Genomic DNA, 25,281 nt, shown 5'->3' with positions numbered 1-25,281 from the left:
CATGGATTTTACCTATCAGCATGGGCAGAGCCAGCGCATCCTGCGCCAGCGCAACCTGCTCGGTATCTCGGTCCTCGTCCTCGCGGCGGTGATCGGCGTCATGCTTCTGGTCTCGGCGACACGGCCTCGCGAGATCGTGCTGCAGCCGGTCCTTCGCTCTCCGCTCACTCTCAGCAGTGCCGGCGCTTCGAGGGAATATCTGGAGCTGGTCACCCGCGATACCGCGGTGCTCATCCTCGATCGCTCGCCGAGCAACCTCGACTATTGGATGAACACGGTTCTCGCGCTGACCTCCGAGCGCGCGCACGGGAAGATCAAGGCCGACCTCCTCAAAGTGGTCGATGAACAGCGCAGCTCCTCGATCGCGCAGTTCTTCACGCTTCAGTCGATGACAATCGATCCCAAGAACCTGCGCTCCACGGTCACCGGCCAGCTTCACACCATCGTCGGCCAGAAGGTCATCTCCAAGGACACCCGCACCTTCCAGTTCGACTGGGAGTACAATGGTGTGTCCTTGAAGCTCGCGGGCTTCGGGATGGTCGCTGACGAAGCCAAGACCCGAAAGGCTCTGTCATGACCGGCTACCTCGCTTTCGGCTCTGCGGTGCTCGGTACCGCGCTCGCCGCTCGGCTCTGCATGCTTAGCCGGTTGTTGGGCGCTGCCCTGATTGGCCTCGCGCTCTTCTTCCTGGCCAAGCCTGCCCTGGCAGCAGCAGATCAGACGCTTCAGGCCTCGGACGGCAGCCAGGTGTCCTGCAGCGCGTCGGCCAAGGATCTCACCCGGATCAGCCTTGTGGAGGACGAGTTCGCCTCGGTCTCCAAGATCAACACGGGCAACGCGGCCGACGACTTCAGCGTCGTCAACGAGCCGGTGCGCGGCGACATCTATCTGTCGGTACCCGACGGCTTTGCGCGCCCTGCCCTTTCCTTCTTCGCCACCAGCAAGCGCGGCTACGTCTACAAGTTCGTCTGCCGCGTCGCAGGCGATCAGGCGGTTCAGGTCTTCATCTCGAACCCGGCAATCGCCAAGGCAGAACTGGCCGAGAACGGCCCAGGCAAGCCGCAGGTGACCTCCGAAGAGGCCGCCGTCGATCTCGTGCAGGCGATGTACGCCAACCGGGTCTCGGACGGCTTCGAGATGCGCCAGCGCTCCTTGCGCCCTGTCTATGTCGGCAACCTCAAGGTTCAGATGATCGCCGAGTATCGCGGCGACGACCTGACGGGCCGTGTGCTTCGCATTGAGAACAAGGGTCCGGCTGAGGCCGTGCTGACCGAGGCAACGGTCGCGCCGCCGAGCACGCTGGCCGTCTCGATCGTCGAGCCCAAGCTCGCCGCCGGCAAGGTCACCACGGCCTATCTCGTCTCTCGAACCACCGGGAATTGACCCATGGCTCTCACTGACATGTTCTCGCGCAAGCGCCCCGCGCTTGATCCGGCTCCGGTAGAGGGCGGTGTCTCCCCGGTCGCCGGCGATCTGGGCGGCAACGACGCCGTTCAGAAAAAGCAGCGCCTGATGCTTGGCGGCGGCGCCATGATCGGCCTGGTTGCAGCCAGCTTCTGGGTCTTCTCAGGCGATAGCGACGACAAGAAGGTCGATCCCGACAAGCCCGCCGAAGTTTCGGTGTCGACCAAGGACATCATGAACCGCAACCTCTCCGAGCAGGAGTGGATGTCGCTCTCGGAGAATCGGTTCCAGTCCACGGAGAACCAGCTCAAGGCGGCAAACGGCACCAACCAGCGTGTCGACCAGCTCCAGGCTCAGATCGAGCAGCTGCGCGGTCAAAACCAGTCGATGAGCGCTGACGGCCAGCGTGTCGTCAGCGCCTATCAGTCCGAGAACGATCAGCTGCGCCGCCAGCTCAACGACCGTGCCGCTGCACCGGCGCCGGTAGCTGGGCCTTCGGCAATGTACGGCGTTGGTGGGCAGCAGCTGTACCAGCGGCCCGACGGCAAGGGTGCGCCCGAGGGAACGGTGGACGTGCCTCCCCCGGCTCGGCTGAATGAGATCAAGCTGGTCTCCTTCACCACGGCGGACACGGGCAACGCCAAGAAGGTCGAGAAGGGCAACACCGTCTATACGGACAGCCCGAACTACCTCCCGCCTAACAGCTTTGCCCGCGCCAAGGTCATCGTTGGCGTGGACGCGGCTGCCGGCGTGAACAGCCAGACAGATCCTCTGCCGGTGGTGCTTCGCATAACCGGCCCTGCCCGCTCGGTTTACCAGAACGGCAAGCTGCTCACGACGAAGATCCAGGGCTGCCTCATCAACGGCGCGGCGCGCGGCGAACTTTCCAGCGAGAAGGTTTACGTCAAGCTGCAGAAGATGACCTGCCCGCAGCCGGGTGGGCGCTACGCGGTGTCCGAGGTGAAGGGCTTCATCGCCTTTGGCGGCAAGGCCGGCGTGCGTGGTCGAGTGGTGAGCCGCGAAGGCTCGCTTGTGAGCCAAGCGTTCATCGCCGGCCTTGTTGGCGGCTTTGGTCGAGGTTTCTCGGCGAACGCGAACGCATCGCTGATGCAGCCCAACGTGATCGTGAACGGCAAGCGCCAGCAGCTTGGCCTGGGTGACATCGCGCAAGGCGGTCTTGGCGAAGGCGTCGCTCAGAGCGGCGACATGGTCTCGAAGTACCTGATCGAGCGCGCCGAGCAGTATCAGCCGGTCATCGAAATGCCGACCGGCGTCGACGTCGAAATCGTCTTTTTGGAGGGCGTTCATGTCCGCAACTAAGCCACGCTTGGCGGAGCGCTTCCGCGCGCTTCCGTTCTACACCGTGCCTGCCGCTTTCGGCCTGGCAGCAGGGTTCATGGGTGCCGCTTATGCAGCGCCATCGATCATGCCCAAGATCCTAGGCGACGGCGGCCAAGGCCGCGTCGTCGAGCTTTTGAAGGCGCGACTGCCCAAGACGGAAGTCTCCAAGGTCGACTGCGCCAAGGTGCAGGGCCTTTGCGAGGTGACCGCTGGGCGCAGCCTCTTCTACGTCGACAAAGGCGCTCGCTACCTCGTGATCGGTCGCGTCTATGACATGCAGACGCAGCAGGACCTCACGGCGACCCGTCTCCTCGAGATGAACCCGGACATGCTGGTTGGCGGCGCCGCCAAGGCCAGCGCAGAGGGTGACGGCGCTCCGGCGCCGAGCGCGCGGCCGGCCTCGGCGCCAGCGCCGGCTCCGGTGAAGCACCTTGACGTTGCAGGCCTGCCAGCCTCGGGCGCCATCGTGTGGGGCAACTCAGCGGGTCGGACGGTCACGGTCTTTAGCGACTTCCGCTGCGGCTACTGCCGTGCGCTGACCAACACGCTTCGCGAGCTGAAGGTGCGGGTCATCGAGCGCCCGATCTCGACGCTAGGCAGCCGCGATCTCGCCAATCAGGTCTATTGCGCAAAGAACCGCGAGAAGGCGCTGCACGCGGCCTATGCCGGCGAGCAGATCACGTCGGGCGGCACCTGCGACACCTCCGGCTTGGACGCGAACGAGAAGTTCGCCCGCGCCCATGGCCTGGGCGGCACGCCGGTCATCGTTCGTTCGGACGGTGCGGTGATCGAGGGCTACCGGCCCAAGGAGTTCCTCTCCTCCTGGATCGCGGGAGGCCGTTCGTGAGCCGCCGCCTCGCCGCAGTCGCGCTTGCTTTAGTCGGCGTCACCTCCCTCTCGGGCTGCATGTCGCTTGGCGGCAACGTGAAGGGCAACTTCGCCTGCGTTGCGCCTGACGGCACCTGCGCACCGAGCATGTCGATCGACGATCGAGCGCTGGCGATGATCGTGGGGGACGCCGGTGACACCACCCTCTCGCCCGCTGGTCCCTACAGCGCGCCTCGCCAGGACGGCCGTGGCTATCAGGCGGTCGCAGCCAATCCGGCGCGGACCGGCGAGAAGGTGCTGCGCATCGTGTTCCCCTCGCACATCGACGGCGCAGGAAGGCTGCACGACACGCGCGCGATCCATGCCGTAGTCGACAACCCAAACTGGCAGAGCGCCTCGGCAGCTGAGGCCGTTGCCGCAAGTCCGGCAGAGGTCGCCGCCCATACCGGCGGCGATACCCTTCTCGCCGCTGTCGAGCGCGTCGACCCGCCTGTTGGCACCGTCGATCCTGACCTGCCGCCCGCCGAGGCCGTTGAGGCTGCGCGTGCGCGGGCTCAAGATCCCGTCGGGGCGATCCGAGACGACGTAGCACGCAAGCTCGCTACCGCGCCTCGCACCAAGGCACGGAGCCCCGTCGCTTCGCTCAAAACCAACGCACCTACCGCTCGCGTCACTTCCCCGGCGCGGCCGCTGAGCACAGCCGCGACGACAACGCCTGCCACTTCTTCCGCGCTTTCTAACCGGCGTGTCGTGGCGCCTCTGCCCGCTCGTGTCGGCACCATCGTTCCCAAGAACGCTACTGAAGAAGGCAAGGCCGCCATCAAGTCGGTGAACGAGAGCGCCGCGCTTCAGGCGGCGTCGAACACGCTGGAGACGACCGCACGGGCCGGCGCCAAGTCGGCCCCGCTTCCTACCGTGCGGGCTCCTTCCTTTCCTGGTGTCTCGGGAGCCGATCGATGAGCTTCTTCTCTGACCTGCTCAGCCTGATCCTGGGCGATACCAAAAAGCCCGAGGCGGCGCGCCCGTCGACGGCGGTTCCACGGTTTTGCAGCTGGCTCCCGTATCGAAGCTACGACGCCAAGCGGAAGCTGTTCTTCAACGCCGGCTCGCGCGGGTTTGTGCTTGAGGCGGCTCCTATGGTGGGTGCCAGCGAGCGCACCGGTGAGATCATCGCGCAGTTCCTCTCAGAGGCGGTTCCATCGCCGGGATCGCTGGAGTTCCATTCTTGGCAGAGCCCGCGTGTCGGCGCTCGGCTGTCCCAGTGGTACATGCCGCGCTATAGCGCTGGCGGCGTCTATGAGCGGATGGCCAAGCACCGCACCGAGTACCTCCAGGGCGGCGTTTGGGAGACGCTCTCCAACTCCGCCCCCTTCCATCTCCGCAATCACCGGCTGCTGATTTCTTACGCCACGCCGGAGAACAGCCGGGTCAGCACCGAAGAGATCGCAGCGGCGCTTGATGCGATGATCGCGTCTCTGGAGTCGATCGGCATCAATGCCCGCGCGCTAGACCCAAGCGGCCTCATCGCTTGGATCGACGACATCATCTCGCCCACCACGGCGCCGGGTGACGATACGGTGGTCTACAATCCATACGACCCCATCGCTGACCAGGCTGTGCGGCAGGATCTCGAAATGAAGATCGAGCCTGACCGCATATTGCTGCGCACCGAGCGTTTCCGTCCCACGGGCCGGACCGTCGACAACGCGCCGGAGATCGGTGAGATTTACCCCGACGTCTTCGACGTTCGCTCGTTCTCCGTTCGTAATCTCCCCAAACGCTGGGCTCCCTGGGACACCGGCAAGCTGATTGGCGATCTGTTTGCCGATAAGCTGCGCTACCCCTGCCCTGTCTCCACCAACCTGTTGATCGATTTCCCTGATGCGGAGGGCCAGAGCCAACGCGCAGGGCGCAAGTTCCTTCGGACCACCAGCCTTGCCGATTCCAAATCGGCCCGGATGCTCCCGCAGCTGAAAGAGCAGTCCGCCGAGTGGCAGGACGTCACCGACCAGCTCAAGCAGGGCAATCGACTGCTTCAGGTGTTTTATTCCGTCACGGCCTTTTCGCCGCTAGGCAAAGGCGACGCCAACGAGCGCGTGATCAAGTCGATCTACCGCGCTGCCGGGTGGGATCTTCTCGATGACCGCTACCTGCAGGTGCAGGGGCTCCTCGCTGCCATGCCCATGACCATGAGCAATGGCCTTTCCTATGACCTGCGCAACATGAAGCGGATGCGCACGATGCTCAGCGCCACGGCGGGCAATCTGGCGCCGCTGCAGGGCGAGTATTTGGGCGGCAACATCCCGCACCTGATGCTGATCGGCAGGCGTGGTCAGCCCTTCTATTGGTCGCCGTTCGAGAACACCGCAGGCAATCACAACGTAGCGGTCTTCGGCAAGTCGGGCTCGGGCAAGTCGGTCGCTTTGCAGGAGCTTTGCGCCGCCATGTGCGGAGCCGGTGCCAAGGTCGTGGTCATCGACGATGGCCGCTCCTTTGAGCACTCGGCGAAGCTCCAGGGTGGCTCCTTTGTCGAGTTCACCATGTCCTCGGGCTTCTGCCTCAATCCATTCTCCATGGTCGATCCCGTCATGGCGGAGAACGATGAGGACTATCTGCTCGATTGCTTCGCGATGCTGAAGTCGATCATCAGCCAGATGGCTCGCCACATCGACAAGCTGAACGACACCGAGCGCGGCCTCATCGACGGTGCGGTCAATCTCGTTTGGCAGAATAAGGGACGCGCCGGCTCGATCGACGATGTGATCGAGGCGCTGACTGCCAGCGAGAGCGATCTTGGTCGCGACCTTGGCATCGCCATGCGGCCGTTCTCCTCTGCCGGCACCTATGGCCGGTTCTTCCAGGGTGAGGTCTCGTTCCAGCTGACGGCCGACCTGACGGTCTTCGAGCTTTCGGACCTGTCCTCGCGCGAGGAGCTTCGCTCGGTCGTGCTCACCGCGATCATGTTCATGGCGTCGCAGATGATGCGCCGCGTGGACCGCTCGGTCCCCAAGGCGCTGCTGCTCGATGAGGCCTGGCAGATGCTCAAGGGCGGCTCGATGGCCGACTTCATCGAAGCCTATGCCCGCACCTGCCGCAAGTACGGCGCGTCGCTTGTGACGGCCACCCAGAGCCTCAACGACTATTACAAGTCGGACGGCTCGAAGGCCGCGCTCGAAAACAGCGATTGGTTCGTGATCCTCCAGCAGAAGGAGGAGACGATCGCCGACTTCAAGAAGCACGATCGCTTCGAGATGGACGATCATACCGATGCGCTGCTGCGCTCGCTCAAGCGCCAGGGCGTCGAATATTCCGACATCCTGATCAAGGGCCCGGACATGCTGGCGACGGGGCGCCTCGTTCTCGATCCATACTCGGCAACCGTCTACTCTTCGAGCCCTCGTACCTTCGCCGAGATCAAGGCGATGATGGCGCAGGGTCTCACGATGGATGCCGCGATCGAGCGGATCGCCTTCCCCGAAAATCCCGAAAAATGGAGCGATGCCGACGATGGCATCGCGCTTGCGGCGGAGTAATCGACATGGCCACTGCATTCGACAATCGTTGGTTCGAACGGCGCTCGGCTCGCTCGAACACGGTAGCTGCGGCGCGTGGAGCACCGATCGACTATCGGTTCATGGCGTACTTCATGCTGCACACGATGGGTTTCCTCGTAGTCACGCTGCTGATGACCTGGGGCCTCTTCGTCCTCGCATTCCTCGCGATCGGCGGCTTCTCGATCGACGGGATGATGCACCACCTGGCCAACATGTCGGCGCGCTACGTCGCGGCCGATCCGGCCAGAATCGCCAGCTTCAAGACGATCATCATCGTCAGCCACATGCTGTTCGCGGCGGGCATCGCCTTCTTCCGGCGCCACTCGATCCTGCCGCCTGTCTCTTCGGTCGCCGGAGGTCACGCCAATGACTGACACGATCGAAACCCCCGAGCCCGCCGCGATTGCAGCCCCCCCGCGGCGGGCTCAACCCCTCTTCGCCGGCTACACGCTGGGCCAACTCCTCGCCTTCGGCGTGCTGCTTGCGCTCGCGGTCTGGGCAGTCTGGGTGACGCACACGCTGATGAGCCCACGCGAACAGCGTATCGTGCGCGCAGACCTGTCCAAGATCGTCGGCGAGTATGTGCAGGCGCAGGCGCGCACCACGACACCGCCCGAGAAGGTCCAGGCCGAGATGCGCCAGTTCATGGCCTCGCTCGATGCCGAACTCACGCGGCGCGGCGAAAAGGGTCAGGTGGTCCTCGTCGGCGAGGCCGTTCTCTCCAAGAACGTTGTCGACGTGACCGCCGACGTCGCGAAGGCCGTCTACTCGTCGGGCGTTCCGATGCCCAAGCCTGCGAGCGAAGCGGAGATGCGCCAGCAGCTCGGCCGCCAGCAGGCAGCCGATGCGGCTGTCTCTGCTCAGGGTCAGGCCATGGCGCTCGCTCAGGCGCAAGCCGCTGCACAGGCACAAGCCGCACCGGCGGCGGCTGCAGGCTCGGCCTTCGGGCCTGAACCGAGCGGCAGCGCCTTCGCGGCTCCCGCGCCAGTCGAAGCCGCAGCGGCACCCGCCGCCGGCGCGTCCACGATGAGCTTCGGAGGCCCCAATGGCGGCGGCTATTGAGGCGACCCCGGTCAAGGGCTGGCGCCCGAACAAGGCGCGCTGGACGGCTGTCCTGCTCCTGATCGGAGGTGGTGCTGCTTATCAGGGGCTGACGGACTGGCGCGATAACCACGCCTTCCTCATCAATCGCACGGACTCGCTCCCGGTCTGGGCCTTCTGGATCCACAAGAACCAGGCTCCCGAGCGCGGCGAGTATGTGTTCTTCAAGCCACCAGCCAACGCGCTCGTCGCCCGCCACTTCGGGACCAAGCCGGAGATGTTCGGCAAGATCGTTTACGGCATGCCGGGTGACGAAGTGCGCCATCAGGGCCGCGATGTGCTCGTGAACGGACACGTCGTCGCTCAGATGAAGCCGATCACCAAGGCTGGCGAGCCGCTGACTGCCGGTCCAACCGGCAAGATCCCGCAGGGGTGCTTCTATGTCGGCACGCCGCATAAGGACGGCTTCGACAGCCGCTATGCCGAGATCGGCTATGCCTGCACGAACAAGATCATCGGCACCGGAGTGCCGGTGCTGTGAAGCGCGCCGGTGAGACCTTCGCGATCGTCGCCATGCTCTCGGCGGGGCTCACCTCGTCCATACAAGCGCGGGATCACGGCACGGTTGCCCAGACCTTCCCCATCATCGAACCGGACCTTCTCGCCACGATCGAGACCCGCCTGAAGGGCATGGAGTCACGCGGCGAGATAGACCGCATGAACGCTCTGTTCGCCAAACGCGCCGAGGCGAAGATCCGCCGGCCAACGCCGGTGTCTGGTATCTCTCCCGCGACCGACGAGCGTGTCTGGAACTACGATCCGACCATCACGATCGACAAGGACGTGCGCGATCAGAAGGGCAATGTGATCGCCCGCGCGGGGCAATCCGTGAACCCGCTCGACTTCGTGACAATGCGCCAGGCTCTCGTCTTCGTCGACGGCGACAGCGACGCCCAAATGGCCTGGGCGACCAAGCACTATGGCGACCTCAAGGCCAAGATCATCCTCGTGAAGGGCTCGCCCATCGAGGAGATGACCGCGCGTCAGCGCCGGTTCTACTTCGATCAGGAAGGCCGCCTCACCGGCAAGTTCGGCATCCGGCACACGCCCGCCGTCGCTGAGCAGGCTGGCCGGGTGGTGCGGGTGTCTGAGGTCGTTCTCAAGGGGGCCATCTGATGCCGCTCTGGCTCGATCTTCTGCGCACTCCTATGGCGGCTCCCGAGACGCCGGAGCTGCGGCGCGACCGCAGGACATGGCAACTCCTCTGCGGCGCTACAGCATTGATGTTGCTAGCTTTTGATGCCCTGCATCGTGCTATCGGTAACAGTGTCGCCGCAGTCGTCGCCGCCTTGCTGATCGTCACGGTGTTCAAGACCGTGGCCTACGTAGCCCGTAAGAAAGCAGCCGACGACGCGTACCTCGATGCCGTCACCGGAGAGGGCGCTTGAGCGCCTTCCGCCTCCTCATTCTGGGCGTGGCCGCACTGTTTGCGAGCGCTACGCTCACCAGCTCGGCAAGTGCGCAGGTGCCGACCGGCAATGCCTCCTGCAACGGCAAGTTCGTCAACCCGATCACCGACGTCTGCTGGTCGTGCCTGTTTCCGCTCTCGATCGGCGCCCTGCCGATCTGGCCAAGTGCTCGGCCAGACACCAACAACCCGGATCTTCCGATTTGCGCGTGCGGCTCGCCCGTGCCGCGCATCGGAATCTCTGCCGGCTTTTGGGAGCCTGTTCGCCTCGCCGACGTGTCCACAAAGCCGTGGTGCTTCGTCAATCTTGGTGGCGCGAAGATCTCGCCAGGATTCGACATCGGAAAGGGCTATGTCGAAGGGCCAGCCCAGGTCGGCGGTCGGAGCCAGAATACGTCGAAGTGGCACGTCCACTGGTACGTGTACCCGCTCCTATACTGGATGGAGATCCTGACCGACTTCCTCTGCTTCGAGCAGGCATCCTTCGACATCGCCTACATGACAGAAGTCGATCCGCTCTGGCAGGACGATACCCTCACCACCCTCATCAACCCGGAAGCGGTGCTCTTCGCCAACCCGATCGCGCAGGCGGCATGCGCCGGCGACTGTGTAGCGGCCACCGCCAAGCTCGCGCTCGATGAGACCTTCTGGTGCTCGGGCTGCCAGGGACCGATGTACCCGGTGAACGGCAACATCCCGGCTCATGTGGATCACGTTCAAGCATCCCGGCTCGCGCTCAGCCGCTTTGCCTTCAAGATCCATCGTGAGGGCCTGGCCTGGGGCACGATGGGCAGCAAGGGCCTGTGCAACAAGTACCCGATGCCGCTGCTGCGTAAGCAGCAATACCGCGTCCAGATGGTCAACCCGATCCCAACCGTCAGCGGCACTGCGGCATGTCAGCCGCTCGGTGCCTCAACGCTCGATCCCAGAACAGGCCGAGCCTTCCCCGTGAAGGGCGAAGACATGGGCTACCTGGTTTGGCGCAAGCGCAATTGCTGTGTTCTCTAAGGGGAAATGACGTGCGCCGCTTCCTGATCGTCCTCGCAGCACTCGCCACCGGCGCCGGCATCCAAGCCGTCGCCCAAGACATGCAGGACCTGGACTTAGAGGCCATCAAGCGGCGCTCGGCCGCCATGGAGGCGGACGCGCAAGCCTTTGCCGAGCATGTCCGCAATCGAGGCGAGGCCTTCCGCGAGGAAGCCGTCCAGATGCGCGACAAGCTGCCTGAGACGCTTCGCCAAGTCGCCAAGGCCGATCTTCCAACGGGCCCAGATGGTCCGATCGACTTCAACGAGATCATCAAGGGTGCCGGCGCGAATGGCACTGCCTCACGCGGCGAAGCGCCCCAGCTCATCGCCTTCGCAAGCCTGTCCATGCCACCGGCGTCGCTCCGCCAGCTCATCGCGGACGTGACCAAGGCAGGCGGCATCGTCGTCTTCCGCGGCTTCCCGAACAATTCGCTCAAGGAGTTCAGCGCGCGGATGACCCAGGTGGTGGGTCAGGGCGACAAGCTCTCGGGCGTCGGCATCGATCCCCGCCTTTTTCGCGCTTTCGACATCAAGGCCGTCCCGGCTTACGTCGCCGTTTCGTCGGACTTCGACCTGTGCTCGGGCTTCTCCTGCAAGAACCAGCTGCCGCCGTTCGATCGCATGACCGGCAACGTCACGACGCGGTACGCGCTCGAGACCTTCTCTGAAGGACGCGGCCCAGGTGCTGCGGTGTCCAAAATCGCGCTCAACAATCTGGTGAAGGCCGGATCGTGAAGCGCCTCGCCCTCACCCTCCTCGTGTCGCTCGCGATCGGATCGGCTGCCGGCGTTGCGCAGGATGCCGTCCAGCAGGCGCGGGATGAGGGCAAGGAGTTCGGGAAGGCCAAGCGCGCCGATCTGAAGGCACCGTCGCAGGCGCAGCTCGGCGAGGTGCCTGGCTACGCCGGCACCGATCTGCAGCAGTCGACCTATTTCGATGATCCCGACCGGCTTGCAACCGACGGTGCGGTTCAGGCGACAGGCAATGAAGCCTTCCAGACTGTGACCGATCAGGGCCACACCCGCCCGACGTTCACAAACTCGGAAATCCTCGACACCACTGAGCGCGCCACGAACATCGCCGACAATCCCGACACGTATTTGGGCGGCGAGCAGCTCGGCGGATCCTCGGGCACCTGCGTGCCCTTGCCACCAGGTGCTGGGCAGAAGGGCTATTATGAGGCCACCTGCAATCAAGGTTCCAAGCTGACGGAGACGCCGCAGACCTGCGCTGGCCGCATGAATGCCGTCGTCGTCAATACGCTGCGCTATTTCTACTACGGCGTACCCGCCAACCAGACCAGCTACGGCTTTGCGTCCACGACGGTGCTGAACGCCAAGGTTTCAGCAGGGATCTGCCGTGTAGAGCCGGTCAGCCGTCAGATCTGCGATGCGCAGGTAGAACTCGGCGCCGGCGGCACCAATGTCGCCGCCTATCTGAGCTTTTGCCGCAGCCGCGTGCGCGGCAATGCGCAGCAATATTCATGCGCGAGCGAGATCCCTCAAGGGGAGATCCCCGATCATCGCAACACCGCCGCCGGTACGACGTACCTGAAGAAGGAGGGCTCCTCCTCCGTCACCGTCACCCGCCTCGAGGGCACCTGCCCTGCCCTGCTGGCTGACACCAGCTGTGTGGCTCAAGGTCCAGAGGTTTGCACCGAGGGGCCAGAGACCCGCACCATCGACGGCGTGCCCGTTACGCAGGCCTGCTGGGCCTGGTCGCGCCCGTTTGTCTGCCAGCGTATCACCCCGGCCAACGACTGCACCGCCCTCGAGGCAAACAAGCAGTGCAGCTTCCTGCGCGAAGAGTGCCTCGACGATCCACGAAGCGGCGCGTGCAAGGTAGCACAGCGCGTCTTTAGCTGCCCGCTGCCCGACGAACAGGCCTCGGGCGACAAGCAGTATATCTGCGGCAACGACGTCTACTGCATGAACGGCAATTGCGAGCCGATCGAGCGCGAGGCGTCGACCGAGTTCAAGGACGCGCTTGTTGCTTTGAACGCCCTTGGCCAGGCCGGTAAGGAGTTCGACGAGAACGAGCTGACGGTGTTCTCCGGCGAGCGCGACACCTGCAGCAAGAAGATCTTCGGCGCGTCGAATTGCTGCTCTGGCAAGGGCGTCCCGCTCCTCACGCCTTGGCTGTGCAGCTCGGCCGAGAAGCAGCTGGACGAAAAGGACGACAAGGGCCTCTGCTACAAAGTCGGCTCCTACTGTTCCGACAGCATCCTTGGCGTCTGCGTCACCTCCAAGGACGCTTATTGCTGCTTTGGCAGCAAGATCAGCCGCATCCTTCAGGTTCAGGGCCGTCAGCAGATCGGCAAGGCCTGGGCCAAGCCCAAGAACGAGCAGTGCAAGGGCTTCACCATTGCCGAGTTCCAGCTCCTGGACCTCTCAAAAATGGATTTCACTGAGGTGTACGCCGAGTTCACCGAGGCCGCCAAGCTGCCCGACGAGGTGCAGACGATGACCGACATCCAGAACAAGATTCAGGCTTATTATGACCTCCATCGCGGCCAATGACCTGCCCGTGCCGCCCTCGCGGCATCAGTGCGCCATCGACATGACGGTGCTGGAGCTTGCCACGTTTCTGCGCACTTACCGCTCGGGCGTGCCCAGCAGCACAGGTGAGATCGCGGCGACGCTTGGCAGCTGGTTCCGCTGCGACATCGATCTGGGCACGGTCTCGGGCGCGCTCTCAGGGATGGTCAGCCGCGGTTGGCTCACGAGCCACGCCTCTGGCTTTCGCGCGACGCGGGCGGGCCGGCGCCATGCCCGCGGGCACCTCCAAGGCATCGTCCGGATGCTCGACCAGGGCACCAACTACTTCGACGTGGCCGTGATGATGTCGATGCTCGGCATCGCCAAGGCCGAGCTCGATGGCGAGCACGACGATGAGAATCTCGATGATTGATCTAGCCGGGAAGGATCTCGTGATGCGGAAACTGGCGGGCATGGGCTTTGCCCTCCTTATGACCTTGGCAGCACCCTCGCAGGTTGCCGCGCAGTCGTTCGAAGAGGCTGTGATGAGCAGCAGCGCGCAGGAAGAGACGGAACAGGAGGCGCCGCAGGCCCTCGATGGTCCAGGGCAAGAGGGCGACGACTTCTACTGCCGTGAGCGGCGGCTTGGGCAGTGGTTCTACTGCGAGCGTCCCAAGGCCGCAGAGCCAAAGGCCCCTGCCCCGTCGGCTCCGCAGCAGTCGGCTACCGAGCGCCTCGCGGCGATCACCAAGCAGCTCGATGAATTGAAGGCCCGCGCCGTGCTCGAGCCGACCGAGGCCAACATCATCGCCTATGTCCGCTTCCAGCGTGAGCAGCTCGATCGCGCCTCGCTGTTCTCCGACACCTGGCAGCGTGCGCTCTGGCAGAACCCCGACATCGACTACACGCTCCAGCGCCCCGTCTCGACGGTCGGCAAGCGTGCCTGGACCGACAACCGCAAGGCCGATCGCGCCCAGGTGCTCGCCCAGCTCAGCCAGCGTTACGGCATGTTCTACTTCTTCGCGCAGAGCTGCGGCGCCTGCGATGTCTTCGGGCCGATCCTGCGGTCGGTCGCCGACAGCAACGGCATGGCCGTGATGGCGGTCTCGATGGATGGCGGGCCGAGCAAGGACTTCCCGAACTACGTCGTGGATTCAGGGCAACGCGCCCGCATGGGCGTCCCCGGCAACGCGACGCCGGCGCTGGTCCTCTTCGACACCCGCACCAAACGCACCGTTCCGATCGGCTTCGGCATCATGACGGCCGACGAGATCATGGACCGGATCTTCGCCCTCACCGCAACCAAGCCCGGGAGTGACTACTGATGCTTGCCTCCCCTTCCCCTCGCCCCTCATACTTCCGCGCCTTCCGCAGGCGGCTTGCCGCCGGCATCGCGATGGTTGCTGCCGGTGGCCTGATCCACACCGACATCGCGCGTGCTGATGTTGCGGGGCAGATGAACAACTTCTTCAACGAGACCGGAGGAGCCGCCAACGTCACAGGACCTTCGGCCTATCAGGGCCAGTCAGCCGGCTATTACACTGGCGGCAACGTTTGGACCCGCTTCCCCCAGAAGAGTGTCTCGCCGTTCAACCTGCAGCTGCCCAGCGCACGCGCAGGCTGCGGTGGCATCGATCTCTTCACCGGGTCCTTCTCCTTCATCAATGCCGCCGAGATGGTGGCGATGTTGAAGGCGACCGCGAACAACGCGCTTGGCTTCGCCTTCAAGCTGGCGATCGACAGCGTGAGCCCCCAGATCAGCAAGGTCATGGGCGAGTTTCAGCAGGCCGCCCAGCAGATGAACCAGATGAACATTTCGTCGTGCGAGGCAGCGCAGGGCCTGGTCGGCTCGGTCTGGCCTAAGATGACGGGCGCGCGCTCGACCATCTGCACCTCGATCGGCAACTCGCAGGGCAAGTTCTCGGATTGGGCGAGGTCGCGTCAGGGTTGTGGCAGCGACGGCGAGATGGATTCCATCCTTGCCAGCAACACCGACCCCAAGATGGCCGAGCACATCCCCGGCGAGCCACGAAACTACACATGGGAAGCCATCAAGCGGTCGAACAAGTTCGGCGGCACCGACACCGAATTTTCCGAGTACCTCATGACGCTTGTCGGCACCGTGGTCGTCAACACTGATACCAGCTCTGCGGAGGGTGCCGCCTCGATCCGTTACTTTGGACCTGGTGAGGAAGCGGTGGTGACTGCACTGCTCGATGGCACCCAGGGCACGCCGGTGAAGATGCTCAAGTGCACGGACACCGAAAAGTGCCTGAATGTCACCGAGCAGAACCTCAGCATCTCGAAGGCCCAAGGCCTGCGGGAGCGCGTGAAGACGATGATCACGTCGATGAGCAGCAAGATCCGGACGGATACGGCGCTGACCTCGGCCGAGATCCAGCTTCTGAACATGACGTCCCTGCCGCTCTATAAAATCCTCGCGGTCGAGAACCTTGCGCACCAAACCCCTGACGAAGCCAGCCAGGATAGGCTTGCCGAGATCGTCGCAGTGAGCCTTATAGGCTCGATGATCGACAACATGCTCGATCGGGTGACGCAGGCTCAGGTGCAGTTCCAGCCCGCCGATCAGGCAACCGCGGCCACATGGCGCGATCAGCTGCGCGAGGCGCGGGAGAAATACTCGCAGCGCCAGTACAAGCTGAAGGACACGATCGACGTCACCGAGAAGATCGTGAACCGCACAATGATGCTCGAAACCACGCTCCAAAACTCGATGTCGCCGGGAATGGCGGCATCGCTGAACTTCTCGCGCGGCCTCAACGCCCAGGGGCTCAACTAAGGGAGATTGGCTCGATGGTTGAGGTCTTCACGATTGGCGGAGGCGAGTACATCGTCAACACGTTTAACGCGGTTGCCGCGTGGACGGGTGGCGGCGGCTACAAATCTCTAATCAAAGTCGTGCTGGTCATAGGCTTTGTCTATGCCCTTCTCGCCGTCGCATTCACTATGAACGTGCGAGCTTGGCTGAACTGGTTCCTCGGCTCCACGCTCATCTATTCGTGCCTCATGGTCCCGACGGTGGACGTGAAGGTCACGGACCGGATCAACCCGAGCCTCGCCCCTGCAACAGTTGCCAACGTTCCCCTTGGGTTGGCCACCATGGCGAGCTTTACGAGCCAGGTCGGAGACTATCTCACCACGACGGCCGAGACCGTCTTCGTGATGCCCTCGCAGCTAAACTACTCGACCAACGGCATGATCTACGGATCGCGCCTGTTCGATGCGACGCGCAACTTCCAGATCCGGGACGCTGAGTTCGTCACCAACCTACAGCTTCACTTCAAGCAGTGCGTGTTCGGCGACATCATGCTGCATCAAAAGTCTTTGACCGGGCTCGCATCGTCTAAGGACCTTTGGCAGGACCTCGGACCAGGTTCGGCGGCACGCTCCCAACCTTGGCTTGATAACTCCGCAGGATCGGTCACGAGCAGCATCATCACCTGCCGTCAGGCCTATGATCTTCTATCCTCGCGATGGGGGCCAATCCTTGATGCTCATGCTGGGCTTTGGGGCAAAGAGGCCTACCCTCGCCTTTCGACCGCTGTTGCCGCAGCGAAGCTGCGTGCGGACGTGCCGATCGCCAACACTGCCTTCACCGGCGCTTCGAGCGACTACGCTGGGACAATGCGCCAGATGAGCGCGATCAACGCGTTCATGCAGGCCCGCGACGCCATGGCAGGCGGCGCCGGGTCAGCCGCGATCGACACCTTTGCGACCACGCGCGCCGACATACAGGCCCGGAACACCTACAACTCGATCGCGCAGCAAGCCATGAGCTGGGTGCCGATCCTGAACGTCGTTCTGACCGTCGTGTTCTACGCCATGTTCCCGGTGATCTTCCCGCTTTTCCTGATGCCGCAGACCGGCGTTGCGGCGCTGAAAGGCTATGTCACCGGCTTCTTCTATCTCGCGTCCTGGGGACCGCTTTACGTCATCCTCCACATGATCTGCATGTCGCGCGGGCAATCGGCCGCTCAAGGTATGGCCGAGGGCGGCGTGGCGCTTAACACCTTTGCTGGGATCGGTGCGGTCAACGCCGAGACCGCGACGATCGCCGGCTTCATGCTCATGAGCGTGCCATTTATCGCTGGTGGATTGGCGCGAGGGGCTCTCAGTGTTTCCAACCAGGCAACGTCGATCCTTGCGCCGGCACAGAATGCGGCTGAGGCCGCAGCGCTGGAGCAGACTACTGGCAATTACTCCTATGGCAACGTCAGCTTCGCCAACAGTACCTCTAACATGCGTCAAAGTAATCAATACTCAGATGCGCCAACGTTTTCAACGGGACAGCCTGCGTTCTCTTATAGGGGCTCGGACGGGTCAGTTTCCACGACTTTCGCCGATGGCCACACTGCAATCGACTCGACGCCGGCAATCTCGCGACTTCCGTTCACCCCCACTGGCTCTCGAGCGGCTACAGCGACTGAAGCGCAGAATGCATCGCTGTCGTATAGAATCGCCGAAGGCTTCGAGCGGGCGGCGCAAAATGCCACACAGCGTCTCAATTCAATCAGGAACTCGTCTGTTCACTCTATAGAGAACGTTTCAGGGAACGGCAGCAGTTCAGGAAGCCGCTCCGGCACTGGCACCGAAGCTCGGGCGCAGGCGTCGCTCTCTGAGCGGAACTCCATCGAGAACCGCGCATCGAGGGGATCGGGAGTCCGCACTCACAACGATACGGCAGAGACCACTAACTATGCTGATACGTGGTCGGGAGGCGTCGGAGGACAATTAAGCGCAAACGCAGGTCTTAGCGCCGGAGCTCCGGGAGCAGGGCCAAACGCTGGCGTCGGCGCAGGTGTCACCGGCAAGCTGGGCTGGGATCGCAGTTCTACGAACGCCGACACCACGTCTAAGGGAAGGTCGGAGCACACCAGCGTCGACAACAGTGTCGCGCAAACGAAGGGAATCTCGGGAGAACAATCCCTGAGCCTCAGCGGCAGCGCCACTGAGGGTACGTTCTCGCAAGCTGAGCAGTTTAAGCGATCCTCAGTAAGCGATGTGCAGTCTAAAGCTATCGAGGAGACGCTGAGCAAGATTCAGTCGTACACCGAGCAGGCAAAGCATTATCGTGAACTCGGTCGCTCGTTGGAGCAAAGCGCTAGCTACTCAGAGTCGAACGGCTTTGCCATCTCACAGAACCTCTCAAATGAGTTGCAGGAGTTCTATCGGAAAGCGGAGAGTGAGGGCGCCGGTAACGGGTTCCTACCCCCACTCCACGCGACTGGCTTGGATGTAGTTCAAGAGGGGGCTCGTAACGCCGTTATTCAAAGGTTTCTAACCGAGCGTAGTAATAGTATCCGGGCTGACCTGCAGGAGGCACTAGCCGATCCAGCGCTCAAGGATATGGTCATCCCCGATGTAGGTCAGGCCGGTGATGTCGAGAAGCTCTATCGGGGCGGCGGGCAAGTCGGTGCACCGGATGTTTCCAATATGAACGACGGAGGTCCGGGCTCGCGCTCGGCGACCTTTCCCGTCGGGCGTTCGACGCTCGCGCCCTTAGAGTCCATCCGCGACAACGGCTTGTCGGTTAAAGGATCGGCTGATGTCGACTCCCTAGACCCAAGGATCGTTGCAGCGCTGCCCGCGATCGCCTCGACCGCCGAGAGATTGGGACTGCCGGATCCGGTCATCACGTCGGGGAATGATAGCAAGCATAAAGCCCACAGCCGGCACTATCAGGATCAAGCCGTTGATCTTCGCGCCAACACTATTTCAGTTGCTGAGGGGCAGCAGTGGGCCGCAACGCTGCAACGGGAGTTGGGGAGCGGCTACTTCGTGCAGTACGAATACGACAGGAAGAAGCCCGACAATCGGCACGTCCACCTACAAACAGCAGGTTAATGACTCCTGACAAAGGCATAGACGGCATAAGCCGCAACGCTAAACAGCAGGAGGAGCACCGGCGTGGCAACTAGCCAAAACGTTTTCCAGCTGACGGTTCGCCACGCGGTGTTTTGAAAGCCGGTCTGGTTCGACTCCATCCATGACAACGGCGGGCGCTCATAAAACAGCACGTCATTAGTTGTCGGATCGTTATTGCGAAACACGGGGCGCATTGAGTCAAACGTCATACCCACCTCCACAAACGGACGGGGCGTGAATCTACCGAAATGTAGAGCTTTTGCCAATAAGCGTGAAAGGATAATGCGCCGATGGAGAAACACTTCTACCCAGAAGCGCCACGTAGCCCTGTTTTGTTTTTCTCGTGGCTACTTGTTGGCGTAATGGGCCTTATGCCTCTCGCTGAGGCGTCGCTGCGCCGAGCACCGTCGATCGGTGCGCCAACGGCAATTGCCTTTTTCGTGGCTGTTGGTAGCGGCATCTTGCTGAAGAGGCGGTTCAGCTGGCTCAGCGTCGTCTTTCACATCTACGGTCAAATCTCGATTTGGCTCTCGCTCTTTGTGGTGTCTTTAGCACTCGTTCTATTCCTAAGCGGGCAGTGAGCTGCAGGTGTAAACCGCCTACGGGATGCACGTAGACCTCTAGGCCGTGCACATGACATCTAAGCCGTGGGTTGGCCTAATCGGCGCGCCCGCGTTTGATGCGGCTCGTACTAAGCCCGCGGCCCCCGGCATACGAGTGTCGCCTGCCCCTGTTCCGCGATGCCTTTCATATCCTTTTAACATGCAATACCTAGTTGTGGACCGGAAGTGTTTACGTTCCTCCCCTGCCCCGCCTGCCCTGCGTAGACCTACCGCCATGCATTGCGAGGCCCCCACCGAAGCGGCAATGAACCGCTCGTGTTGAAGCTTCATAAGCGTCACGCCGCCTCGTCTAATCTGCGAAGCCGATGGATCAAAGTACGTTACCTGCACGTGCTTCCGAGGTTATTTTAATATTACATGGCGTTCTCCCCAATATCCATCGTCCGACAAACGTGTTGTAAAGGTGGAGAGAGGTTGGAGGTTATTCTGTCTCAGCCGGCGAGAGGTGGCAGCAGGGATCTTCGGAGGGCGTGCGCGCGGGGTAGACGGCACCTAAGGAGTGCACGCCATCATCTAAGCCGTGCACGGGAAATGATTCGTTAGCACGCCGCGCAGCCGGCGTGGACTGGTGCTACCCATCTGCAGGCAAATTGCGGTATGATTGTCGTTGTTCGGGATGTCCTGGCGCTTGGCTGGTATGTCGCGGATTAAACTCAAGGCGGTGGAGCAACCCGATGCGTGCTTTGGAAGCGGCAACCTTGGTGTTGGGTCTTATGGTCACACCTGCGGCGGCGAACGCCGCTCCAACCACCCCGGGAGTCCAATCTCCGGTGAGGATCGAGTGTCGCTACGCTGACTTTGAGTTCGCTGGCAGCGGTGACACCGCTGATGTGGTGGACCGCGCTTTCAAGGATGATCCGTTTGACGGCGTGGCTACGGTCCGGGTCTCACCAAAGAAGTTCGTGATCGCGTGGGAGAGAAGAATGTCGACCCTTGTTGGCCCTCGTGTCATGCGAAACAACTACGCAATCGACCGAGTGTCAGGGCATGCGCTAGTGCAAACCTCGGACGAGACCGCCGGCATACCGCCGATCGACACTGAGAGCGAAGAGGAATGCCGTATCTCGTCCTGAGATCACGCGGCGCATATCCACCGATCGGTGCTCGAGCTAGCTGAGCCCGTGCGCAGCGTCTTCGCAGACACGTGCCCTCATAACGGCCCTTCGAGACCTCCGAACACGGTTATTTGGATCGCCTTTTAACGTCCAAACACGTTGCCTTCGAGGGCTTGGAAGATGGCGAGATTTATGAGCGCTGCGCGAGTTTGCCCAGTCTTTGTGGCTGTCTCGTCTACTCGCCTGAGTAGCTCCGGGTTGATGGTAAGGGTGATCTGCCGCTTGTTTCCCTTCTGAATTCCCTTCTCGTAGACACGAGGCAGAGGGGCGGGATCTGCGATACCGGTCTTTGATCCGTCAGGTGCTGCGCTGATGAAAGCCTCCGTAGCAGCCTCATCGCTAACCTTAGGGCGCTTTGTAATAGCCATGGTAATAGGACCTTCTTAGGACATGCTTTGGACATTAAACAAGGATGCAACTAATGTATCGAGTTCTGCTATGGCTTTCGGGTCTTTTGTGGGGAGCTCGGATACCGAGAGCCCCGCACCACCGGCGTTGCTGAACGCTTTTCGCCGTCGGATGGGGGAGGGGAGGTATTCGAACTGCGGTACCTCAGCCACCGCCGCAGCCGCGTCGGCGTTGTCCGTCGATTTGATTCCAGGATCCGCCTGATTCATCACAGCAAAGCAACGAAGGCCATCCCTGACGCTTCGGGCTTCATCAATGAGGGCCGCCATGTCATCCAGTGCCCAGACGTCATAAGACCTGGGTGCGAACGGAACTAGAAGGACGTCGGACAGGACCAGCGCGGCGCGAAGCGCTGTCGAGTCACGCCCCCCGGCGTCGATCACGATGTCCTGCCACTTCCCAACTTGCTGCTGGACCTGCCCTCGTAGCGCCGGCCCTTCGGGGTATTGGGCGCAGGCGATGCCTGGCTGCCGGCCCGCCTGAGCCCTTGCCGCTATTGCTGCGGCCGCGGTGCCTTGCCGATCGCCGTCGATCAACCACACGTCACTTCCGGCAATCGCCCGCGCGATAGCGATTTGCACCGCTAATGTGGTCTTACCGACGCCGCCCTTGGTGTTTCCTACCGTTATAATCATGGGTCCATCGTCTTTTAACATTAAAAGGATGTGCCCTGACTATCAAAAGGGCATTAGGTCCGTCAAGCGCATCCCACCTGCATTTACCGGTATTTTAATATCCAAATGGCTGTCGTGGTGGTAGCCTCATCGCTGCTGGATGGACCTGCCGGCGCAGATTACGCTTCAGGCGGTTCGATTTTTCGTCCAAATCGCGGTAGAGTGCTGGGGAGAGTTGGGCTCCATCGCAGTTCATCGTGCGCGTGCCTGCCCGATGAGGTTATGGTCCCGCAGGATGACGATCAAACGGATTCTTGCCTTCACCGCCCTCGTCGGAGCCGCGGCTTTGGCTTGGGGCTATTGGACGGCCACTTCGAGTCCTGTCGTCCGCGATGCTGAGGTCAACTTGGTGCCTCCCGGCAGTTCCGACAGGCAGCTCCGTGTCTTGCTACTTTCCGACATCCACGTGGGCGGCCCTGACATGTCGCCCACACGGCTGCTTCATATTGTTAAGCAGGCAAACGCCCTTCGTCCCGACGCAGTGTTGATCGCCGGTGATCTCATAAGCGACAAGCATTTCGCAACCAGGAGCTTCTCCTTCGGCGAGGCGGTCTCGCCGCTGCGGGACCTCCGCAGTCGCTTCGGCACCTTTGCCGTCCTGGGTAATCACGACCATTGGCGAGACGCCAGAGCGGCGGAGGCCGCTATGCTACGGGCCGGCATCAATGTGCTAAGCAACAACGCCGTCCGAGCCGGACCCCTGGTAATAGGCGGTCTGGACGACGCCTTCACCGGCCACGATGATCTGGGCGCCACCTTGCGCGCAATGGATGCTCTCGGAGGTGCGCCAATCCTACTGAGCCACAGTCCCGACCCGTTTCCGCACGTTCCTTCACGAGTTAAGCTTATGCTGGCAGGGCACACTCATTGCGGGCAGATAAGGCTCCCTCTCGTTGGTGCCATTTCCTACATGTCGGAGCATGGTGCCAAATACGCGTGTGGCGTCGTCACCGAGGATGCCAAAACACTCATTGTAGGGGCGGGCTTGGGAACGAGCTTGTTGCCGCTCCGATTTGGGGCTGTCCCTGACATGTGGATCGTCACCCTAAATTCGCCGTAGCACCCGACATGGTACCGTGACTGTCCGAAAGGGGATCGTTCAGCGGACACGGGGGAGGGGGCTAGTGCGGCACTGCCAGCCAGGAGGAGCCACGTCTCACATAGCTGGTACGATATCTTTCGCGTTGAAGGCCCCTTCTACGTCACGGGGATCGCACCGACGGCGACGCTCTCGCGGCGGTGTGCGTTGCCCATGCGGCCTGAGATGGAGAATGTCTGCTAGTGGGTGGATAGCTGCCGTTCCGCTTGCGGGTGGTCGGACGGTGTAAGCGCACCTGTCCACGAATTCGGCGGCAACAAACTTGCGCTCAGAACGCTTCCCCGAAGGAAGTGGGGCCGTCAATCGGCCGCCTAGGGAGTACGACTGAATGGGGTTCAGTCGCTCGCCCAGGGGGTCAATGGCGCTGAGCGCATAATTCATGCGTGGCGCCAGAGCGACGGCTTAGGTAGCTGTGTCGTATGACAATCAAGCTCATCTGCCTCGACGCTGACGACACGCTTTGGCACAACATGAGGCACTTCAACTCGACCGAAGATGCTCTGCTCGATCTTATTGCGCCGTTCGCTTCCCGCGATATCGCGCGAGAACAACTGAATGCGTGCGAAGCGCGAAACCTGAAGCTTTATGGGTACGGCGCCAAGGGATTTACCCTGTCGATGATAGAGACTGCGCTAGAACTAGCGGACGACCCGTTGCCTAAGGAGATGCTCGCCCACATTCTTGCTGCCGGTCGCGCATTGCTGTCGCATCCAGTTGAGGTTTTCGACGGAGTTGCGGATACTTTGGCCCAACTCGCTTCCAAGGGACGTCTCGTCCTCGTCACGAAGGGAGACCTGCTTCACCAAGAAGCCAAGCTGGCCGCGTCCGGACTCGGAGACCGGTTCAGCGGGATCGAGATCGTAAGTGACAAGACGGCTAACACATTCCGCCGGATCTTCAAGAAGGAGGGCGTAGCTGCTGAAGAGGCGTTGATGGCGGGGGACTCGCTCCGCTCGGACATCACCCCAGCGCTTGAAGCGGGAGCCTGGGCAGCTTTCATCCCGCAAGAGGGTGCTTGGGTCCACGAGAAGGCGGCAGTGCCAGCCAATCACCCTCGCTTCCGGCAACTGAACAGCCTCACGGAGTTGCCTGATTTGATTAACACCATTCGTTAGAGCGCTAGCGTTTACCTCTCGACGTGCGGATCGGGTGGTTGTCTGCTGTTAATCTTCGGCTAAATAAAAACTTCGTTTCTTGGAGGAAACGATATGCACATCGTTGTCACATTTTTGATCGCTTTGCTGCTCTCAGTCCCTGCTGCGGCACAGGTACAGGTACAGGCCACTCCGGAGACAAGCGTTAAGTTAGAGCAATGGCGGTCCAGGTGGGTGCTGCCGGTGACGATCGCGGGCAAACCTCGCCGCCTATTGTTCGATACTGCAGGTGGCTTGACCTTGCTGTCACGGGACACTGTGACGCAAGCTGGCTGCACTCCATGGGGACGCTTGACAGGCTTTAGAATGTTTGGAGATCGGGGTGACACCGCCCGCTGCTCAGAGGTTGCTATCGAGCTACCTGGCTATCGCGTAGCGCCACCTGCGGTAGGGCTTATCAATCTTGGTAAACTCAACCCACTCGATGCTGAACTCGACGGCCTGGCATCGCTCAATATGTTCGATGGAAAGGCCATCACGCTTGATCTGGCGAGCGGAGAGTTAACGATCGAAAGCGAGGCCAGTCTCTCGCACCGTGTCGCATCGATGAAAGCTTTAAAGGTGCGACTAAGCCGGGAGGTACAGGGGCTCGCACTAGCTGTACTAGTCGAGGTGCCCACGTCGAAAGGTCCGGTGTGGATGGAACTGGATTCCGGAAACGGGGGTACTGTGCTCGTGGGCAAACACGTCGCTGAGTTCGTCGGGCTGGATCCGAACAAGCAGACGAAACAGCGGGCGCGGTTCGCTATCGCTGATGGTGTCGAGGTGCAGACCGCCGACGCGTTCACGCCCGATATTATACTCGATGGTAATCTAGGCATGCCATTCCTGAAGAATTGGATCATCACCTTGGATCTCCGTCGAGGCTTGGCTTGGGTCGCTGCTGCCAAGCGAAGCGCCCAGCAATAACAACCAACGGCTTGGCTGCTTCGGCCGATTCTTCTCGGCCGATCTCAGCCGGAACGGAACCTGCGTCAAAGCGCGCCGCGCCTATCGTTCTGATTCGGATCGAATGAACGAATAACCGCTTTCGCGAGCCGCGGCGAACGTCCTGAACGTCGGGTGTTGGGCGGAAGCGGAACGGCCGCTTCTCTATCGCGGCCTGAGTCAACAGGCGAAGGCTACTCTCCGCTGCCGCAAGGGCACCGGTGTGGTGGATTGGGAAGCGACAATACATTACT

General features: G+C 62.0%; 25 protein-coding genes. 23 read left to right on the top strand and 2 right to left on the bottom strand.

Annotated features, from left to right (window positions below; all coding sequences use genetic code 11):
• Nucleotide 1: 1 nt before the first annotated feature.
• From FHT02_RS17525 to FHT02_RS17440, 18 genes are all read left to right on the top strand, one after another.
• Nucleotides 2-577 carry a type IV conjugative transfer system protein TraE gene (locus FHT02_RS17525; protein ID WP_184090753.1) on the top strand — a complete coding sequence of 192 codons (576 nt, stop codon included), beginning with the start codon at nt 2-4 and terminating at the stop codon, nt 575-577.
• Nucleotides 574-1,383, top strand: coding sequence for a type-F conjugative transfer system secretin TraK (locus FHT02_RS17520; RefSeq protein ID WP_184090751.1), 810 nt, complete (start codon nt 574-576; stop codon nt 1,381-1,383). Before FHT02_RS17525 ends, FHT02_RS17520 begins: the two co-directional genes overlap by 4 nt.
• Nucleotides 1,384-1,386: 3 nt before the next feature.
• Nucleotides 1,387-2,724, top strand: a complete 1,338-nt coding sequence (locus FHT02_RS17515; protein ID WP_184090749.1) for a TrbI/VirB10 family protein — start codon at nt 1,387-1,389, stop codon at nt 2,722-2,724.
• A complete protein-coding gene (locus FHT02_RS17510; RefSeq protein WP_425506456.1) occupies nt 2,711-3,592 on the top strand; it encodes a DsbC family protein in 882 nt (293 codons plus the stop codon). The genes FHT02_RS17515 and FHT02_RS17510 overlap by 14 nt, the downstream gene beginning before the upstream one ends.
• Nucleotides 3,589-4,533: a TraV family lipoprotein gene (locus FHT02_RS17505; protein ID WP_184090747.1), complete on the top strand. Its 945-nt coding sequence runs from the start codon at nt 3,589-3,591 to the stop codon at nt 4,531-4,533. The genes FHT02_RS17510 and FHT02_RS17505 overlap by 4 nt, the downstream gene beginning before the upstream one ends.
• A complete protein-coding gene (gene traC, locus FHT02_RS17500) occupies nt 4,530-7,106 on the top strand; it encodes a type IV secretion system protein TraC (protein WP_184090745.1) in 2,577 nt (858 codons plus the stop codon). Before FHT02_RS17505 ends, traC begins: the two co-directional genes overlap by 4 nt.
• Nucleotides 7,107-7,111: 5 nt before the next feature.
• Complete coding sequence (locus tag FHT02_RS17495; RefSeq protein WP_246352495.1) at nt 7,112-7,501, top strand: hypothetical protein; 390 nt, start codon at nt 7,112-7,114, stop codon at nt 7,499-7,501.
• Complete coding sequence (locus tag FHT02_RS17490) at nt 7,494-8,189, top strand: TrbI F-type domain-containing protein (protein ID WP_184090742.1); 696 nt, start codon at nt 7,494-7,496, stop codon at nt 8,187-8,189. The genes FHT02_RS17495 and FHT02_RS17490 overlap by 8 nt, the downstream gene beginning before the upstream one ends.
• Complete coding sequence (locus tag FHT02_RS17485; protein WP_184090739.1) at nt 8,173-8,709, top strand: S26 family signal peptidase; 537 nt, start codon at nt 8,173-8,175, stop codon at nt 8,707-8,709. The genes FHT02_RS17490 and FHT02_RS17485 overlap by 17 nt, the downstream gene beginning before the upstream one ends.
• Nucleotides 8,710-8,741: 32 nt before the next feature.
• Nucleotides 8,742-9,344: a type-F conjugative transfer system protein TraW gene (traW, locus tag FHT02_RS17480; RefSeq protein WP_184090861.1), complete on the top strand. Its 603-nt coding sequence runs from the start codon at nt 8,742-8,744 to the stop codon at nt 9,342-9,344.
• Nucleotides 9,344-9,616, top strand: coding sequence for a hypothetical protein (locus FHT02_RS17475; RefSeq protein ID WP_184090736.1), 273 nt, complete (start codon nt 9,344-9,346; stop codon nt 9,614-9,616). Before traW ends, FHT02_RS17475 begins: the two co-directional genes overlap by 1 nt.
• A gap of 35 nt (nt 9,617-9,651) precedes the next feature.
• Nucleotides 9,652-10,644: a conjugal transfer pilus assembly protein TraU gene (gene traU / locus FHT02_RS17470; RefSeq protein WP_246352503.1), complete on the top strand. Its 993-nt coding sequence runs from the start codon at nt 9,652-9,654 to the stop codon at nt 10,642-10,644.
• Nucleotides 10,645-10,655: 11 nt separating this feature from the next.
• Nucleotides 10,656-11,399, top strand: coding sequence for a type-F conjugative transfer system pilin assembly protein TrbC (gene trbC / locus FHT02_RS17465; RefSeq protein ID WP_343056987.1), 744 nt, complete (start codon nt 10,656-10,658; stop codon nt 11,397-11,399).
• Nucleotides 11,396-13,183, top strand: a complete 1,788-nt coding sequence (locus FHT02_RS17460; protein ID WP_343056986.1) for a conjugal transfer protein TraN — start codon at nt 11,396-11,398, stop codon at nt 13,181-13,183. The genes trbC and FHT02_RS17460 overlap by 4 nt, the downstream gene beginning before the upstream one ends.
• Nucleotides 13,161-13,574 (top strand): hypothetical protein, encoded by a 414-nt coding sequence (locus tag FHT02_RS17455; RefSeq protein ID WP_184090730.1) that lies wholly within the window; start codon nt 13,161-13,163, stop codon nt 13,572-13,574. Before FHT02_RS17460 ends, FHT02_RS17455 begins: the two co-directional genes overlap by 23 nt.
• 112 nt (nt 13,575-13,686) lie before the next feature.
• Nucleotides 13,687-14,466, top strand: a complete 780-nt coding sequence (locus FHT02_RS17450) for a conjugal transfer protein TraF (RefSeq protein WP_184090854.1) — start codon at nt 13,687-13,689, stop codon at nt 14,464-14,466.
• A 71-nt stretch (nt 14,467-14,537) separates the two neighbouring features.
• Nucleotides 14,538-15,941 carry a conjugal transfer protein TraH gene (locus FHT02_RS17445; RefSeq protein ID WP_184090852.1) on the top strand — a complete coding sequence of 468 codons (1,404 nt, stop codon included), beginning with the start codon at nt 14,538-14,540 and terminating at the stop codon, nt 15,939-15,941.
• Between the two features lie 14 nt (nt 15,942-15,955).
• The gene (locus FHT02_RS17440; RefSeq protein ID WP_184090727.1) at nt 15,956-19,006 is read left to right on the top strand and encodes a conjugal transfer protein TraG N-terminal domain-containing protein; all 3,051 of its coding nucleotides are present in this window, start codon (nt 15,956-15,958) and stop codon (nt 19,004-19,006) included.
• Here FHT02_RS17440 and FHT02_RS17435 read toward each other — a convergent pair.
• Nucleotides 19,003-19,236 carry a hypothetical protein gene (locus tag FHT02_RS17435; RefSeq protein ID WP_184090724.1) on the bottom strand — a complete coding sequence of 78 codons (234 nt, stop codon included), beginning with the start codon at nt 19,234-19,236 and terminating at the stop codon, nt 19,003-19,005. The two genes, FHT02_RS17440 and FHT02_RS17435, sit on opposite strands and share 4 nt — an antisense overlap.
• An 81-nt stretch (nt 19,237-19,317) precedes the next feature.
• On the opposite strand from FHT02_RS17435, the gene FHT02_RS17430 reads away from it, so the two are divergent.
• Both FHT02_RS17430 and FHT02_RS17425 read left to right on the top strand, forming a co-directional pair.
• Entirely contained in the window at nt 19,318-19,608 is a 291-nt protein-coding gene (locus FHT02_RS17430) for a hypothetical protein (protein WP_184090721.1), read from the top strand.
• A gap of 716 nt (nt 19,609-20,324) precedes the next feature.
• Nucleotides 20,325-20,723, top strand: a complete 399-nt coding sequence (locus FHT02_RS17425; protein ID WP_184090718.1) for a hypothetical protein — start codon at nt 20,325-20,327, stop codon at nt 20,721-20,723.
• Nucleotides 20,724-21,148: 425 nt separating this feature from the next.
• Here FHT02_RS17425 and FHT02_RS17420 read toward each other — a convergent pair whose 3' ends face one another.
• Nucleotides 21,149-21,829, bottom strand: a complete 681-nt coding sequence (locus FHT02_RS17420) for an AAA family ATPase (protein WP_246352494.1) — start codon at nt 21,827-21,829, stop codon at nt 21,149-21,151.
• Nucleotides 21,830-22,082: 253 nt separating this feature from the next.
• Between FHT02_RS17420 and FHT02_RS17415 the strand changes: the two genes are divergently transcribed.
• The 3 genes from FHT02_RS17415 to FHT02_RS17405 all read left to right on the top strand — a co-directional run bounded on the left by FHT02_RS17415 (nt 22,083) and on the right by FHT02_RS17405 (nt 25,009).
• Nucleotides 22,083-22,907 (top strand): metallophosphoesterase, encoded by an 825-nt coding sequence (locus FHT02_RS17415; RefSeq protein ID WP_184090715.1) that lies wholly within the window; start codon nt 22,083-22,085, stop codon nt 22,905-22,907.
• 458 nt (nt 22,908-23,365) lie between these two features.
• Complete coding sequence (locus FHT02_RS17410) at nt 23,366-24,061, top strand: HAD family hydrolase (protein WP_184090712.1); 696 nt, start codon at nt 23,366-23,368, stop codon at nt 24,059-24,061.
• A 93-nt stretch (nt 24,062-24,154) separates the two neighbouring features.
• Nucleotides 24,155-25,009, top strand: a complete 855-nt coding sequence (locus FHT02_RS17405; RefSeq protein ID WP_184090709.1) for a pepsin/retropepsin-like aspartic protease family protein — start codon at nt 24,155-24,157, stop codon at nt 25,007-25,009.
• Nucleotides 25,010-25,281 lie beyond the last annotated feature (272 nt).

Source organism: Sphingomonas xinjiangensis (assembly GCF_014199255.1).
GTDB classification, from domain to species: Bacteria; Pseudomonadota; Alphaproteobacteria; order Sphingomonadales; family Sphingomonadaceae; genus Sphingomonas; species Sphingomonas xinjiangensis.
The sequence above is the reverse complement of the archived record's forward strand: the minus strand, read 5'-3'. Positions and strand labels throughout refer to the sequence as shown.

What these genes read in the sequence shown, in the direction of transcription:
- FHT02_RS17525 (WP_184090753.1), top strand. Translation starts at nt 2, where the DNA reads ATGGATTTTACCTATCAGCATGGGCAGAGCCAGCGCATCCTGCGCCAG.
- FHT02_RS17520 (WP_184090751.1), top strand. Translation starts at nt 574, where the DNA reads ATGACCGGCTACCTCGCTTTCGGCTCTGCGGTGCTCGGTACCGCGCTC.
- FHT02_RS17515 (WP_184090749.1), top strand. Translation starts at nt 1,387, where the DNA reads ATGGCTCTCACTGACATGTTCTCGCGCAAGCGCCCCGCGCTTGATCCG.
- FHT02_RS17510 (WP_425506456.1), top strand. Translation starts at nt 2,711, where the DNA reads ATGTCCGCAACTAAGCCACGCTTGGCGGAGCGCTTCCGCGCGCTTCCG.
- traC (WP_184090745.1), top strand. Translation starts at nt 4,530, where the DNA reads ATGAGCTTCTTCTCTGACCTGCTCAGCCTGATCCTGGGCGATACCAAA.
- FHT02_RS17495 (WP_246352495.1), top strand. Translation starts at nt 7,112, where the DNA reads ATGGCCACTGCATTCGACAATCGTTGGTTCGAACGGCGCTCGGCTCGC.
- FHT02_RS17490 (WP_184090742.1), top strand. Translation starts at nt 7,494, where the DNA reads ATGACTGACACGATCGAAACCCCCGAGCCCGCCGCGATTGCAGCCCCC.
- FHT02_RS17485 (WP_184090739.1), top strand. Translation starts at nt 8,173, where the DNA reads ATGGCGGCGGCTATTGAGGCGACCCCGGTCAAGGGCTGGCGCCCGAAC.
- traW (WP_184090861.1), top strand. Translation starts at nt 8,742, where the DNA reads ATGCTCTCGGCGGGGCTCACCTCGTCCATACAAGCGCGGGATCACGGC.
- FHT02_RS17475 (WP_184090736.1), top strand. Translation starts at nt 9,344, where the DNA reads ATGCCGCTCTGGCTCGATCTTCTGCGCACTCCTATGGCGGCTCCCGAG.
- FHT02_RS17455 (WP_184090730.1), top strand. Translation starts at nt 13,161, where the DNA reads ATGACCTCCATCGCGGCCAATGACCTGCCCGTGCCGCCCTCGCGGCAT.
- FHT02_RS17450 (WP_184090854.1), top strand. Translation starts at nt 13,687, where the DNA reads ATGAGCAGCAGCGCGCAGGAAGAGACGGAACAGGAGGCGCCGCAGGCC.
- FHT02_RS17445 (WP_184090852.1), top strand. Translation starts at nt 14,538, where the DNA reads ATGGTTGCTGCCGGTGGCCTGATCCACACCGACATCGCGCGTGCTGAT.
- FHT02_RS17440 (WP_184090727.1), top strand. Translation starts at nt 15,956, where the DNA reads ATGGTTGAGGTCTTCACGATTGGCGGAGGCGAGTACATCGTCAACACG.
- FHT02_RS17435 (WP_184090724.1), bottom strand. Translation starts at nt 19,236, where the DNA reads ATGACGTTTGACTCAATGCGCCCCGTGTTTCGCAATAACGATCCGACA.
- FHT02_RS17430 (WP_184090721.1), top strand. Translation starts at nt 19,318, where the DNA reads ATGGAGAAACACTTCTACCCAGAAGCGCCACGTAGCCCTGTTTTGTTT.
- FHT02_RS17425 (WP_184090718.1), top strand. Translation starts at nt 20,325, where the DNA reads ATGCGTGCTTTGGAAGCGGCAACCTTGGTGTTGGGTCTTATGGTCACA.
- FHT02_RS17420 (WP_246352494.1), bottom strand. Translation starts at nt 21,829, where the DNA reads ATGTTAAAAGACGATGGACCCATGATTATAACGGTAGGAAACACCAAG.
- FHT02_RS17415 (WP_184090715.1), top strand. Translation starts at nt 22,083, where the DNA reads ATGACGATCAAACGGATTCTTGCCTTCACCGCCCTCGTCGGAGCCGCG.
- FHT02_RS17410 (WP_184090712.1), top strand. Translation starts at nt 23,366, where the DNA reads ATGACAATCAAGCTCATCTGCCTCGACGCTGACGACACGCTTTGGCAC.
- FHT02_RS17405 (WP_184090709.1), top strand. Translation starts at nt 24,155, where the DNA reads ATGCACATCGTTGTCACATTTTTGATCGCTTTGCTGCTCTCAGTCCCT.